The organism is Streptomyces sp. NPDC088810 (assembly GCF_044750305.1).
Taxonomy (GTDB): domain Bacteria; phylum Actinomycetota; class Actinomycetes; order Streptomycetales; family Streptomycetaceae; genus Streptomyces.
The window spans coordinates 124,243-138,125 of sequence record NZ_JBIVJQ010000003.1; the positions used below are offsets into that span (position 1 = coordinate 124,243).

At 73.8% G+C, this 13,883-nt stretch carries 14 protein-coding genes; 3 read left to right on the forward strand and 11 right to left on the reverse strand.

The features are described 5' to 3' along the window. The first annotated feature begins 30 nt into the window (after window positions 1-30). Both ACIP4Y_RS11385 and ACIP4Y_RS11390 read left to right on the forward strand, forming a co-directional pair. Window positions 31-474 (forward strand): hypothetical protein, encoded by a 444-nt coding sequence (locus tag ACIP4Y_RS11385; RefSeq protein WP_401390972.1) that lies wholly within the window; start codon window positions 31-33, stop codon window positions 472-474. Window positions 475-562: 88 nt separating this feature from the next. Then, the gene (locus tag ACIP4Y_RS11390; RefSeq protein WP_401390975.1) at window positions 563-1,297 is read left to right on the forward strand and encodes a TSUP family transporter; all 735 of its coding nucleotides are present in this window, start codon (window positions 563-565) and stop codon (window positions 1,295-1,297) included. A gap of 5 nt (window positions 1,298-1,302) precedes the next feature. On the opposite strand, the gene mug is transcribed toward ACIP4Y_RS11390, so the two are convergent. From mug to ACIP4Y_RS11435, 9 genes are all read right to left on the reverse strand, one after another. Further along, window positions 1,303-1,842, reverse strand: coding sequence for a G/U mismatch-specific DNA glycosylase (gene mug / locus ACIP4Y_RS11395; RefSeq protein WP_401390978.1), 540 nt, complete (start codon window positions 1,840-1,842; stop codon window positions 1,303-1,305). A gap of 38 nt (window positions 1,843-1,880) precedes the next feature. Further along, window positions 1,881-3,323 (reverse strand): adenylosuccinate lyase, encoded by a 1,443-nt coding sequence (purB, locus tag ACIP4Y_RS11400; RefSeq protein WP_401390981.1) that lies wholly within the window; start codon window positions 3,321-3,323, stop codon window positions 1,881-1,883. A gap of 114 nt (window positions 3,324-3,437) precedes the next feature. After that, entirely contained in the window at window positions 3,438-4,226 is a 789-nt protein-coding gene (locus ACIP4Y_RS11405) for an SGNH/GDSL hydrolase family protein (protein WP_401390984.1), read from the reverse strand. Between the two features lie 75 nt (window positions 4,227-4,301). Then, window positions 4,302-5,321, reverse strand: a complete 1,020-nt coding sequence (locus ACIP4Y_RS11410; protein WP_401390987.1) for a hemolysin family protein — start codon at window positions 5,319-5,321, stop codon at window positions 4,302-4,304. Further along, on the reverse strand, window positions 5,318-6,679 hold the full coding sequence (locus ACIP4Y_RS11415) for a hemolysin family protein (protein WP_401390990.1): 1,362 nt from the start codon (window positions 6,677-6,679) through the stop codon (window positions 5,318-5,320). Before ACIP4Y_RS11415 ends, ACIP4Y_RS11410 begins: the two co-directional genes overlap by 4 nt. A gap of 174 nt (window positions 6,680-6,853) precedes the next feature. After that, window positions 6,854-7,279, reverse strand: a complete 426-nt coding sequence (locus ACIP4Y_RS11420) for a GNAT family N-acetyltransferase (RefSeq protein WP_401390992.1) — start codon at window positions 7,277-7,279, stop codon at window positions 6,854-6,856. A gap of 45 nt (window positions 7,280-7,324) precedes the next feature. Next, window positions 7,325-8,212: an LLM class F420-dependent oxidoreductase gene (locus tag ACIP4Y_RS11425; RefSeq protein WP_401390995.1), complete on the reverse strand. Its 888-nt coding sequence runs from the start codon at window positions 8,210-8,212 to the stop codon at window positions 7,325-7,327. A gap of 78 nt (window positions 8,213-8,290) precedes the next feature. Then, the gene (locus ACIP4Y_RS11430; RefSeq protein ID WP_401390998.1) at window positions 8,291-10,867 is read right to left on the reverse strand and encodes an ABC transporter permease; all 2,577 of its coding nucleotides are present in this window, start codon (window positions 10,865-10,867) and stop codon (window positions 8,291-8,293) included. A 4-nt stretch (window positions 10,868-10,871) separates the two neighbouring features. Beyond that, window positions 10,872-11,714 (reverse strand): ABC transporter ATP-binding protein, encoded by an 843-nt coding sequence (locus tag ACIP4Y_RS11435; protein WP_401391002.1) that lies wholly within the window; start codon window positions 11,712-11,714, stop codon window positions 10,872-10,874. A gap of 302 nt (window positions 11,715-12,016) precedes the next feature. Here ACIP4Y_RS11435 and ACIP4Y_RS11440 point away from each other — a divergent pair, with 302 nt between their 5' ends. Continuing rightward, window positions 12,017-12,301 (forward strand): fic family toxin-antitoxin system, toxin component, encoded by a 285-nt coding sequence (locus ACIP4Y_RS11440; protein ID WP_401391005.1) that lies wholly within the window; start codon window positions 12,017-12,019, stop codon window positions 12,299-12,301. Here the strand turns inward: ACIP4Y_RS11440 and ACIP4Y_RS11445 are convergent, their stop codons facing one another. After that, entirely contained in the window at window positions 12,302-12,994 is a 693-nt protein-coding gene (locus tag ACIP4Y_RS11445) for a class I SAM-dependent methyltransferase (protein WP_401391008.1), read from the reverse strand. It abuts the gene before it with no gap. 172 nt (window positions 12,995-13,166) lie between these two features. Continuing rightward, window positions 13,167-13,883 carry a dethiobiotin synthase gene (gene bioD, locus ACIP4Y_RS11450; protein ID WP_401391011.1) on the reverse strand — a complete coding sequence of 239 codons (717 nt, stop codon included), beginning with the start codon at window positions 13,881-13,883 and terminating at the stop codon, window positions 13,167-13,169.

Below are 13,883 nucleotides of genomic sequence, written 5' to 3' on the forward strand. Positions count from 1 at the left end.
TTGTCAGTGGTGCCCGCTTTACTGGACGGCATGGACATCGCGCAGTGCCTGACCCTCATCGACCTGCTGTGCGCCCGGGAGTTCCCCGCCGCGCACGGCAGGACGGAGCACGGCGAGAGCGGGCCCGGCTACCACATAGCCGCTTTACAGACGAGCGAGGACTTCTGGGACGACGACGGCAGTACCCGGGAGGAGACCGCGGCACAGTACGAGGCCGACCGCGACGGCCTCGCCCAGCGGCTCGGCGACCGCTGGGGCCCGCCGCACCACGTCAGCCTGTACAGCGTCCTCGACCGGACCCTGGCGGGCGAGGACATCCCCGAGCCCTGGGCCGGCCTGAGCGGCCACGTCCCCGACGTCCACCTGTGGCAACTCCCGCGGACGGACCGCTGGCTCGCCCTCGGCATCTCCCAGTGGGACAAGGAACTGCCGTTCCAACTGCTCGGCATAGTGACGGAGACGGACCCGCCCTGACATCGGCTCCTCCCCGCCGGGCCATTGTGTTCGGGGACCTCCTCCGCCGAGGATGGCCGTGATCATCGGGCGACGGTAGGAGTCTGCTGTGGCAGGCGCAGGAGCGGCCGAACTACTGCTGGGCGGCACGGTCGTGGTGGCTGCTTCGGTGCAGTGGCTCACCGGCATGGGCTTCGCGCTCATCGCGGTCCCCGTGCTCGTGCTGACGCTCGGACCGGCGCAGGGCGTGGTCCTCGCGAACTGCGCGGCCGGAGTCATCAGCATCGCCGGACTCGCAGCGGGCTGGCGGCGGGTACGGATCGGCGCCATGGTTCCCCTGGTCATCGCCGCCGCGTGCACCGTGCCCGTGGGCTCATGGGCGGCCGCCCGGCTGTCCGAACCGGTACTGCTGGCCGGCATCGGGACCCTGGTGACGCTCGCCGTGGCCCTCGTGATGGCAGGCGCGCGCACAGCGGCCCTGACCGGGACGAAGGGCGCCGTGACCGCGGGTGCGGTGGGCGGATTCATGAACTCCGCCGCCGGTGTCGGCGGGCCGCCGTACTCGCTGTACGCCTTGAACGCCGGCTGGTCGGTCCACGAGTTCGTGCCGAACGCGCAGTTCTACGGCATCGCGGTGAACGTCTTCTCGGTGGCCGTCAACGGTGTGCCACGGCTGAGCGGGCCGGCCTGGACGGTGGCCGTGGCCGCCATGGCGGCGGGTGCCCTCATCGGCCGGGCGCTGGCCCCGAGGGTCCAGGAGCGCGGGGTGCGCCGGCTGATCTTCGCCCTGGCCCTCGCCGGTGGCTTCTCCGTACTGGCCAAAGGGCTGCTGGAGATGGTGTGACGGCATCATCCGGGCAGGTGACCGTCGACGCCCGCGGCCTCCCGCAGCCGGGCGTACTCCTGCGCCATCGTCGTCGCGGTCCAGTGGGCGTTCAGACCGCTGGGGTTGGGCAGGACCCAGATGCGGGTGTCGCCGATCGTGCGCTGCTGGGGGCCGACCCGGGCGGTGCGGTCGGCGAAGGCGGCGCGGTAGGCGGTCACGCCGACCACGGCCAGCCACCTCGGCTTCAGGCGTGTCACCTTGGCGGCCAGCAGCCGGCCGCCCTCGGCGTACTCCTCGGCGGTCAGTTCGTCCGCCCGCGCGGTGGGCCGGGCGACCACGTTGGTGATGCCGAGGCCGTAGGCAAGCAGCTCCTGCTGCTCGGCCGGCCGCAGCAGCCGGGGTGTGAAGCCGGACAGGTGCAGCACCGGCCAGAACCGGTTGCCGGGGCGGGCGAAGTGGTGACCGGTCGCGGCGGTCGTCAGGCCGGGGTTGATGCCGCAGAACAGCACGTGGAGGCCGTCCGCGACCACGTCCGGGACGAGGCGGTCGCGGGCGGCCTCCAATTCCGCCCGGGTGAGGCGGGGAGAGCGCGGTGCGCGGCTCAGAGGATCGCTCCGGGGGTGTACCCGGCGGCCTCCGGGTGCTGCTTGACGATCTCCTCGATCCGGGCGACGACCACTCCGACCTGGTCGGCGGCGGCACCGGTGAAGGACAGCTTGTCGGCCATCAGCGCGCCCAGCTGCGCACGGTCCAGCGGCAGCCGCTCGTCGGCGGCGAGCTTGTCGAGCAGGTCGTTGCGCTCGGCGCCCTGCTCCCGCATCGCGAGCGCGGTCGCCACGGCGTTCTCCTTGATCGCCTCGTGCGCGACCTCGCGGCCGACCCCGGCCCGTACGGCGCCCATGAGCACCTTGGTGGTGGCGAGGAAGGGGAGGTAGCGGTCCAGCTCGCGGGCGACGACGGCCGGGAAGGCACCGAACTCGTCGAGGACCGTCAGGAAGGTCTCCAGCAGGCCGTCCAGCGCGAAGAAGGCGTCCGGCAGAGCCACCCGGCGCACCACCGAGCAGGACACGTCGCCCTCGTTCCACTGGTCGCCCGCCAGCTCGCCCGTCATCGAGGCGTAGCCGCGCAGGATGACCATCAGGCCGTTGACGCGCTCGCAGGAGCGGGTGTTCATCTTGTGCGGCATCGCCGAGGAACCGACCTGGCCCGGCTTGAAGCCCTCGGTGACCAGCTCGTGCCCGGCCATCAGCCGGATCGTCTTGGCCAGCGAGGAGGGCGCCGCCGCCAGCTGCACCAGCGCGGTGACGACCTCGTAGTCCAGCGAGCGCGGGTAGACCTGACCGACGGAGGTGAAGGCCTGTGAGAAGCCGAGGTGCCCCGCGATGCGGTTCTCCAGCTCGGCGAGCTTGCCGGCGTCCCCGCCCAGCAGGTCCAGCATGTCCTGCGCGGTGCCGACCGGGCCCTTGATGCCGCGCAGCGGGTAGCGGCCGAGCAGCTCCTCGACGCGGCCGTAGGCCACCAGCAGCTCGTCGGCGGCGGTCGCGAAACGCTTGCCGAGCGTGGTGGCCTGCGCGGCCACGTTGTGCGAGCGGCCGGCCATGACCAGCTCGGCGTACTCGCCCGCGAGCTTGCCGAGGCGGGCCAGCACGGCCACCGTACGGTCGCGCATCAGCTCCAGCGAGAGCCGGATCTGCAGCTGCTCGACGTTCTCCGTGAGGTCACGGGAGGTCATGCCCTTGTGCACGTGCTCGTGCCCGGCGAGGTCGTTGAACTCCTCGATCCGCGCCTTCACGTCGTGCCGGGTGACCTTCTCGCGCTCGGCGATCGAGGCGAGGTCGACGGTGTCGAGGACACGCTCGTAGTCGGCGATCGCCCCGTCCGGCACCTCGATGCCGAGGTCCTTCTGGGCCCGCAGCACGGCGAGCCAGAGCTGCCGCTCCAGCTTCACCTTCTGCTCGGGGGACCAGAGCGTGGCGAGCTCGGCGGAGGCGTAACGTCCGGCGAGGACGTTCGGGATGCGGGGCTTGGCGGGCGCAGAAGTCACGTGTCCAGATTCTACTGGCGGTTTGTGCAGGCCAACGCCATGGGGGCTTTCGGCGGAAGCTACGAGAGCCCCGTCACGCCGTCCAGCCCCGCTCCGGGGAGGAGTGAGCCCGGGCTACGCCAGGTCCTCGTACGGCAGGAGGTCCGGGCGCTTCGCCGGGCGGCCGTCGCCCGAGGAGCGGCCGGTCAGGCGGCGGCCTATCCAGGGGAGCAGGTGCTGCCGGGCGAACCGTACGTCGGCGGTCCGCCGCGCCAGCCAGCCCGGTGGGAGCGTCGCCGGCATCGGTATGTGCCAGGCGGTGTCCTCCGGGTCGTACCCGAGCGTCTGCCACACCGCCTCGGCGACCCGGCGGTGCCCCTCCGCCGTCAGGTGCAGCCGGTCCACGTCCCACAGCCGCGGGTCGGCCAGCGCGGGTGCCCCGTACAGGTCGACCACGACGGCGCCGTGCTTGGCGGCCAGCTCGTCCACGCAGGCGAACAGCTCCTCCATGCGCGGCCGGAACCGCTCCAGCACCGGGCCCTGCCGGCCGGGGCTGTGCATCAGCACCAGCTGCTTGCAGGAGGGCGCCAGCCGTTCCACGGCCTCGGTGAGCAGTCCCCGGACCCGGCCCATGTCGCACTTGGGGCGCAGGGTGTCGTTGAGGCCGCCGACCAGGGTGACGACGTCGGCGTTCATGGCCGCGGCCGCCTCCACCTGCTCGTCGACGATCTGCCCGATCAGCTTCCCGCGCACGGCGAGGTTGGCGTACCGGAAGCCGGGCGTACGGGCGGCCATCCGTGCGGCGAGCACATCGGCCCAGCCGCGGTAGGAGCCGTCGGGCAGCAGGTCCGACATGCCCTCGGTGAAGGAGTCGCCGACCGCGACCAGGCTGGTGTAGGCGGGAGGTGTGGGATTCGTCTGCATGGCGACAGCGATGGTATCCCGGGGCCAATACCAGCCGGTCGGTCAGCCCCGGTGACCAGGCAGCCGCTCCCGCCCTCAGCTCTGGGCCGGCTGGCCGAACAGCTGGCGCAGCACGTCCTCCATCGTCACCAGGCCCGCCAGCCGGCCGTCGTCGCCGAGTACGGCGGCCAGGTGGGTGCGGCTCCCGCGCATCGCGGTGAGGACGTCGTCCAGCGGGGTGCCCTCGCGGACGCGCGCGATGGGGCGCATGTCCCGCAGCCGGAACGCCACGTCCCGCGGTGTGGCGTCCAGCGCGTCCTTGACGTGCAGGTAGCCCACGATCCGGCGGCCGGTGTCGACCACCGGGAACCGGGAGAAGCCCGACTCGGCCGACAGCCGCTCCAGTTGCTCCGGGGTGACGCCCACGCGCGCGTAGACGACGCGCTGCAGCGGTACGACCACGTCCCGCACCGGCCGGCTGCCCAGTTCCAGGGCGTCGTGCAGCCGTTCCTGGGCCCGGTTGTCGATCAGACCCGCCTCGCTGGCGTCCTTGACGATCTCGGCCAGCTCGGTGTCCGTGAAGGTCGCCGCGACCTCGTCCTTCGCCTCCACCCTCAGCAGCTTCAGCAGCCCGTTCGCGAAGGCGTTGATCGTGAAGATCACCGGCCGCAGCGCCCGGGCGACAGCGACCAGCGGCGGGCCGAGCAGCAGCGCGCTGCGCACCGGTTCGGCGAGCGCGATGTTCTTCGGGACCATCTCGCCGAGCAGCATGTGCAGATAGGTCGCGAGGGTCAGCGCGATCACGAAGGACACGGCGTGCCCGGCGCTCACCGGCACGCCCAGCGCGTGGAACGCGGGTTCCAGCAGGTGCGCGATCGCCGGCTCGGCGACCACACCCAGCACCAGCGTGCACAGCGTGATGCCGAGCTGGGCGGCGGCCAGCAGCGCGGAGACGTGCTCCAGACCCCACAGCACGCTCCGCGCGCGCCGGTCGCCCTCCTGGGCCAGCGGCTCGACCTGAGAGCGGCGCACGGAGATCAGCGCGAACTCGCCCCCCACGAAGAAGGCGTTGACGACGAGGGTCGCCAGGCCGATCAGCAGCTGTACGGCGGTCATCGCGTCCCCTCCCGCGTCCCGTGGGTTCCGCCGGCGCCCTGGGCGCGCTCGTCGTCCAGCGGCGCGTGCAGCAGCACCCGCGCGGCCCGGCGGCCCGAGGCGTCGACCACGTCGAGCCGCCAGCCGGCCACCTCGACGCTGTCCCCCACGGCGGGTATCCGGCCCAGCTCGGTGGCGACCAGGCCGGCCAGTGTCTCGTAGGGCCCCTCGGGCACGCGCAGTCCCACGCGCGCGAGCTGGTCGGTGCGGGCGGCGCCGTCCGCCGCGTACAGGGCCCGGCCCCGCTCGTCCGCGCCGGCGGGGGCGAGGTCGGGCGTCTCGTGCGGGTCGTGCTCGTCCCGCACCTCGCCGACGACCTCCTCCACGATGTCCTCCAGGGTGGCCACACCGGCCGTACCGCCGTACTCGTCGATGACGACGGCCATGGTGCGCCGGCCGCCGAGCCGGTCCAGCAGCCGGTCGACGGTCAGGGACTCGGGCACCAGCAGCGGCTCGCGCATGATCTGCGCGACCGTGCGGTGGCGCCGCTGGTCCGCGGGGACGGCCAGCACGTCCTTGATGTGGGCGGTGCCGACGACGGAGTCCAGGCTGCCCCGGTAGACCGGGAACCGGCTCAGTCCGGTCGCCCGGGTCGCGTTGGCCACGTCCTCGCAGGTCGCCTGGGTGTCCAGGGCGATGACCTGGACGCGCGGGGTCATCACGTTCTCGGCCGTGAGGTCGGCCAGGTTCAGCGTCCGGACGAACAGTTCGGCGGTGTCCGGCTCCAGGGCGCCCTGCTTGGCGGAGTGCCGGGCGAGCGCGGCCAGCTCCTGCGGCCCGCGCGCGGAGGCCAGCTCCTCGGCGGGCTCGATGCCGATCCGGCGGACGAAACGGTTGGCGGTGTTGTTCAGGTGGGTGATGAAGGGCCGGAAGACCGCGCTGAACCAGCGCTGGGCGCTGCCCACCCGCTTGGCCATGGCCAGCGGCGAGGAGATCGCCCAGTTCTTCGGCACCAGCTCGCCGACGACCATGAGGAACACCGTCGACAGGGCCGTGCCCAGCACCAGCGCGACGGAACTCGCCGTGGTCCGGGACAGGCCCAGCGCCGTGAACGGCCCGGCGAGCAGCTTGGCGATCGACGGCTCGGCGAGCATGCCGACCACCAGGTTGGTCACGGTGATGCCGAGCTGGGCGCCGGAGAGCTGGAAGGTCAGGTTCCGTACGGCTTTCAGGGCGCCCGCGGCACCCCGCTCGCCGCGCGCGGCGGCCCGCTCCAGCTCGCCGCGTTCCACCGTGGTCAGCGAGAACTCGGCCGCCACGAAGGCGCCGCAGGCCAGCGACAGCAGGATCGCCACCAGAAGGAGGAGCACTTCGGTCATCGGGTCACCCCCGTCCCATGATCGGACAGGGCGGGGCGGAACGCGCGGTGTCGCGTACTGGGAGGCTCGCCCATGGGCGGACGCTCACAACCTTTCATAGAGGGCCGAGTGCTCCCTCAAGGGTAAAGGATGGGCAAAGAAAGCCTTCCCGGGGACCCGTCCCGGCCGCCGGCCTCAGTCCGTGAGCGGCTTCACCCAGCGCCGCCACTGCTCCTCCGGCCGGTATCCGGCGGCGCGCCAGGCGTGCTGCGCGGTCTCGTTGCGCACCAGCACCATCGCGTCCGCGCGCCGCCCGCCGAGCCGTACGAACCGCTCCTCGGCGGCGGCCAGCAGCGCCGAGCCGATGCCCTGCCGCCGCCGCTCCGGGTGCACCGCGAGCCGGTACAGATGGCACCGCCAGCCGTCGAAGCCGGCGATCACCGTGCCCACCAGCTCGCCGTCCAGCTCGGCCAGCACGAGCGCCTCCGGGTCGCGGTCGGTCAACCGCTCCACACCGGCGCGGTCGTCGCTGATGCTCGTTCCCTCGGCGGCCGTCTTCCAGAAGGCGAGGACGGAATCGAGATCCTCGGGCTTGGCGGCGCGTACACGCAGATCGGTCATGCGGCCATCATGATCGCCGGCATCCGGGCGCCACCCGGAATTCCGTCATGCGGACTCCTCCCGCAGCCGTGCCATCACCGGCGCGAACGCCTCCATGAACGGCTCCAGCACGGTCAGGTACGAGAACCCGAACCGCTCGCGCTGCGCCCGCACCTTCGCCACGACGTCCTCCAGCGGGCCGGCCAGCACGATGGGCAGGGCCAGCGCCTGGTCCACGGTCGTCCCGGGCCGTCGCTCCAGCAGCGGTCTCAGGGCCGCTTCGGGGTCGTCGGTGACGGCCACCGACTGGATCAGCAGGTTCAGCTCGGCGGGCTCCGCCCGGTCGGCCGCCAGCGCGCGGTACCGGGCCACCCGCTCGTCCAGCTCCTCGGCCTCCAGCGGGTCCAGCGTGCCCGAGGCCTTCCCCGGCCGGGCTCCGGTGAAGGCCGCGATGTCCGCGTGCGCGGCGGTCAGACGCAGCATCCGGTCGCCGTTGGCGCCGATCAGCACCGGCACCCGGGACTGGGCGGGCCGGGGAACGTGGTCCCCGGAGCCGAGCAGCCGCTCCAGCTCCGTCACCGTGCGCTCCAGGTGGTCCACCCGCTCGCGCGGCGCACCGTACGGCAGCCCGGCCGCCTCGTGCTCCGCCTGCACATAGCCGGTGCCCAATCCCAGTTCGAGCCGGCCGCCGGTCAGCGCGTCCGTGGTCGCCACCTCGCGGGCCAGCAGCGCAGGGTTCCAGAAACCGGAGTTGAGCACGAACGTGCCGACCCGCGGCCGTTCGGTCGCCTCCGCCGCCGCGACCAGCGCCGGGAACGGCGCGGGCATGCCGAGATGATCCGGGACCAGGATCACGTCGTAGCCCAGTTCCTCGGCGCGACGGCATGTGGCGCGCCACTCGGCGGCGGGTGCCGGCGTGAGCAGGTTGACTCCGAAGCGGAACGGACGCGCCATCACATCTCCCCGGTGGCGGACGACTTGGATCCGGTCCGATTCCATCATGTCCGCGCCGGCCTGATCACTTGGGCGCGTTCACTCGTGGGCGATCGCCGCCAGCACGTTCATCCGGGACGCCCGCAGCGCCGGCAGCAGGGCCGCCACCACGCCCACCACCGCCGAGCCGATGACCACCGCCACGATCGTGCCCCAGGGGATCGCGAGCGCCGTCAGCCCGCGCAGGGCCAGCACCCGCTGCATGCACACCCCCCACACGAGCCCCAGACCCAGCCCCAGGACCGCCCCGAACACCGCGATCATCACCGACTCCAGCCGGATCATCCGGCGCACCTGCCGCCGCCCCAGGCCGATCGCCCGCAGCAGTCCGATCTCCCGGGTGCGCTCCACCACCGACAGGGCCAGCGTGTTGACCACGCCGAGCACGGCGATGACGATCGCCAGCCCGAGCAGGGCGTACACCAGATACAGCAGCACGGCGATCTGGTCGTGGACCAGGTCTTTGTAGTCGGCCTGGTCGCGGACCTGGACCTGCGGGAAGGACCGGAGCGCCCGCTCCAGGCGGGGGCGCAGGCGTGCCGGGTCGGTGCCGGGGGCCGCGTTGACGTAGAGCGCCGCGTCCTGCCCGTTCGGCACGTACCTCTCCAGTGTCGCCAGGCCGAGGAAGAGGCCGCCCTGGTTGCCGAAGCCGTCGGCCGCCTCCTGGTCGGTCAGCGCCCCGACGGTCAGCTCCGCCCGGCGCCCGCCCGGGAACTCGACCGGCAGCACACTGCCGACCCGCACGCCGTGGTCCTTCGCGTAGCCGGCGTCCAGGGCGAGGTGCCGGTCGGCCAGGGCAGCCGCCGAGCCGCCCCGCGCGTACGTGAGGTGTGCGACGTCGTCGAGTCGCGGGCCGTACCCGGCGGCGGACGTCGTCACCCGCCGGCCGTCGGGCAGTCGTACGGCGATCGGGGTGATCCGCTGCCGTACGACGAGCCCGACCCCGGGTGTCGCGGCCGCCCGGTCCGCGATCTGCCGGGTGAACGGCATGAAGTTGCCGTTCTGGACGACGAAGTCGGCGCCCAGCGTGCGGTCGATCTGCCGGTCGAACGACGCGGACATCGAGGCGCTCGCCACCGACATCCCGCCGACCAGGGCCAGGCCCACCATCAGCGCGGCGGCCGTGGCGCCGGTCCGGCGCGGATTGCGCAACGCGTTGCGCCGGCCCATCAGGCCGACCGGGCCGAACCGCGCGGGAAAGGCCGCGCCCAGCACCCGGATCACCGGCCGCACCAGCAGCGGGCCGGCCACCACGGTCGCGATCAGCGTCAGTACGACACCGACACCCAGCAGCGAGGCGGCTTGCGCGGTCCGCGTCGCCGTCGCGCACCCGGCCAGCGCCGCCGCGCCGGCCGCCCCGACCACCGCCCCGGCGAGTGCCCGCCCCCTCAACGGCTTGCCCGCACCGTCCGCTTCGGCGACCCCGTCGCCGGCGAGCGCCGCCATCGGGGAGACGGCCGCCGCGCGCCGCGCGGGCAGGTACGCGGCCACGAAGGTCACGCCGAGGCCGACGGCATAGGCCGCGGCCGGCGTGCCCCAGCCGATCACCATCGCCGTGGCCCGCAGGTTCATCCCGAACGCGCTCATCAGCCGGATCAGCCCGTACGCCAGCCCGATCCCGGCGCCCAGCCCGAACGTCGAGCCGACCAGCCCCAGCAGCAGCGCCTCGGTGAGTACCGAGCGCCGCACCTGGCTCCGGTCGGCGCCCAGGGCCCGCAGCAGGCCCAGTTCCCGGGTGCGCTGGGCGATCAGCATGGAGAAGGTGTTGACGATCAGGAACACGCCGACCAGCAGGGCGACACCGGCGAAGCCCAGCATCACGTACTTGACCACGTCGAGGAAGGTGCCGAGCGCGGCCGCGGCGGACTTGGCCTGCTCACCGGCGGTCTTCACGTCGTACGTGCCGGTGCCGACCGCCGCGCCGACCCGGCGCTCGAGCTCCGCGTCGGACACGCCCGGTGCCGCGTCCACCGCGATGCCGGTCGCCCGCGCGGACGAGCCGAGCAGTTCCCGGCCGGCCACCGCCGGGTCGAGGTAGAGCAGGGCCGCGCCCGGGTTGGTCGAGGTGAAGGTGGCGATGCCGACGACCCGGACCCGGAAGGTGCCCGGCTGCGCCTGCACGGTCAGCGCGTCCCCGATCCGCACGTGCCGCCGGCCGGCCGTGTCCGCGTCCAGCAGCGCCTCGCCGGCCCCACGCGGCGCGTGCCCGGAGGTCAGCCGCACCGGGCTGCGGGCGGTGGGGTACCAGGCGGCGGCGACGGTGGGGGCGCCGGTGGTGGGGCCGACGGACCGGTTGCGGTGGTCGACCACCACCACGTTCTGCACCGACACCAGCGCGCGGGCCGCCGCCACCCCGTCGACCCCGGCCACCCGGTCCCGCAGGGCGGCCGGCACGGTCTGCACCGCGCCGCTCGCCCGCGCCGACCGCAGGTCCTGCCGGGGCTGGACCGTCACATCGGCGGCGGTCGAGGCGAACAGCCGGTCGAAGGTGCGGGTGACGGTGTCGGAGAAGATCAGGCTGCCCGCGACGAACGCCACGGACAGGACCACGGCCAGCGCGGACAGCGCCAGCCGCCCCTTGTGCGCGAGGAAGCTCCTCAGGGTCGCCTTGAGCACCGGGTCAGTCCTCCTCGGCGGTGCGGCCGTCGCCGGGCCGACCCCGGACCGCGTCGACCTCGGAGGTCCGGGGATTTCCCCCGGGAAAGAGACGCATCCGCTCCAGCACGGCCTCCGCCGTCGGCTCGGGCATCTCGTCCACGATCCGCCCGTCGGCGAGGAAGAGCACCAGGTCGGAGTGGGCGGCGGCACCCGGGTCGTGCGTCACCATGACGACGGTCTGCCCGAGGTCGTCCACGGCACCGCGCAGGAAGCCCAGCACCTCCAGGCCGGCCCGCGAGTCCAGGTTGCCGGTCGGCTCGTCGGCGAAGATCAGCTCCGGCCGGGAGGCCAGCGCCCGAGCGCAGGCCACCCGCTGCTGCTGGCCGCCGGAGAGCTGGGCCGGCCGGTGCGTCAGGCGGTCCCGCAGCCCGAGCGTGTCGATGACCTGGTCCAGCCACCGCGGGTCGGGCTTCCGGCCGGCGATGTCCATCGGCAGGGTGATGTTCTCGGCCGCGGTCAGCGTCGGGATGAGGTTGAACGACTGGAACACGAACCCGATGCGGTCCCGCCGCAGCCGGGTCAGCTCCCGCTCCCGCAGCCCCGTGATCTCGGTGCCGCCGAGCCAGATCTGCCCGGCCGAGACGGTGTCGAGGCCCGCGAGGCAGTGCATGAGCGTGGACTTCCCGGACCCCGAGGGGCCCATCACGGCGGTGAACCGGCCCCGCGCGATGTCCACGTCCACCGCGTCCAGGGCGAGCACGGCCGTCTCACCGGAGCCGTACGCCTTGGTCAGCCCGCGGGCGCGGGCCGCGATCCCGCCGTCCGGTGTGCGGTCGGGTGCGTGCTGCGCAGCAGGTGTCGACACGACCGCCTCCCCGTCGCCGGAACGCCTCCGCGGGCGAGCGTACGGCTGCGCCCGTCCGGAGCGGGCGTACGCCACCGCCCGTCCCGGGCGAGCGTAAGGGACGGGCGGGCCCGGCGCAGCGCTTCCGCGCGCCCTTGCCGGCGCTAGCGCGGGACACCGGTGAGGCGGGACGCACCTTCGTGGAGGCCGCCGCCGACTTCATGAAGAGCTACCAGTCTTCATGAAGAGCTACCAGTCCGTGTTCGCCGAGGAGTTCGCCGAGTCCCGCGGCACCGACGCCGGCGAAGGCGGCCGCTGACCCGTTGCACGAGCTCAGCATCGACCTGGCCCGGCTCCTCATGCCCGCCGAACAGCGGACCCCGGGGGACCCTCAGGTCACCGACTGGGGCGCCCTGGTCGCCGCCGTCGCCCGGCACCGGGCCGAGATGTTCGGCGTGCCCGTCTACGACACCCCGCAGGCCCGCGCCGCCTCCCTGCTCCAGCTGCTCACCACCCCCGAACAGGTCCGGGACCTCGCCCGGCTGGTCAACGGCGGCGCGGCGAGCGCCGACGACATCGCGCGGGAACTGCGCAGCTGGAGCATCTGATCAGCGGGCGTCCGGCTCGTCCGGCCGCCAGGCGACACCGAGCGAGCAGTACGACGTCGGCAGCGCCGGCCCCTTCTCCGGCAGCAGCACCCGCCGGTGCGGGCCGAGGCGGAACCCGGCGGCGCGCAGCGCGGCGACCGGCTCCCGGGACAGGTGGCAGCCGCCGTTCAGGACCGGCCACAGGGTGCGGTCCAGGGTCTGCTGGGTCAGCGTCATCACCCGGCCGCCGCCCCGCCCGTGCTCGAAGAACCGCACCTCGCCGCCGGGCCGGAGCACCCGTCGTACCTCGCCGAGCGCCCGCTCGACATCCCGCACGCTGCACAGCACCAGCGACAGCACCGCCGCGTCGAACGCCTCGCTCTTGACCGGCAGGGCCTCGGCGGCGCCCGGCACCACGTCGACCGGCACCTCGGCGCGCAGCGCGGCCTCCAGCGCCAGCTGCCTGAGCCGCGGCTCCGGTTCGATCGCGACGACCTCCGCGACCGTGCCGGGATAGTGCCGGAAGTTCAGCCCGTTGCCCGCGCCGATCTCGATCACCCGCCCGGACAGCCCGGCGAGCAGCCGCTCCCGCACCCCGGCCATCCCGAGCCGGGACTCGGCGGCCACGCTGATCCGGGCGTAGTAGCGGGCGAACAGCGGATGGTGGACGGGACTGCGCGCAACCTGGCCGGAACGGGTGGACAGCAGCCGCATGGCAACCTCCCTGGACAGCAAGGTCCTAGGGAGAGTGTCCCCCGGGACACGCCCGCGCATCCCCGCCGAACGGCTCCCGGCTGCGGCCACTGCCGGCCCATCCGGCACGGGCGCCCGTCGCTCTCACCCGAGTCCCGGGACGAGACACACGGACGCCGGTGCCGGTCCGCGGCTACGGCGCCTGTCGCACGTGGAACGCCTCCGCGTCCCAGGTGCCGTCCAGCCGGGGAGCGAGCCAGCCCGGTGCCGCCGTACGGAACTGCGCGGGCGGCAGCGTCCCGGCCCCGGCGGGCAGCGCGCCCAGCAGCGGGGCGCCGGCGACCTCCGGCAGGTCGGCCACGTTGCAGCGGGTGGCCAGATCGGGGGCGTCGGGCCAGCTGCCGATCACCACCCCGGCGAACTCCAGCTCACGGCGCCGCAGTTCGCGGGCCGTCAGCTCCGTGACGTTCAGCGTGCCGAGCCCGGCCTGCGCGACGACCAGCACCGGTGCGTTCAGCAGCCGGGCCACGTCGGCCAGCGTCCCGCCGGCCGCGTCGAACCGGACGAGCAGCCCGCCCGCCCCCTCGACCAGCACCAGATCGTGCTCGGTGGCCAGCTTGGCGGCCCGCTCGGCCACCTCGTGCGGGTGCACCGGCGCCATCCCGGCCCGCCGGGCCGCCGTACCCGGCGCCAGCGGCTCGGGGAACCGCGCGAGTTCGCCGGCCGTGACCGGACCGGCGAGCCGCGCGACCTCGTCGGCGTCCCCGCGCTCGTCCGGCCGTACGCCCGTCTGGGCGGCCTTCAGCACGGCCACCGAACGCCCGGCCGCGAGTGCCGCGGCGGCGACGGCGGCCGTGGTGACGGTCTTGCCGACCTCCGTGCCCGTCCCCGTGATCACCAGTACCGGCAT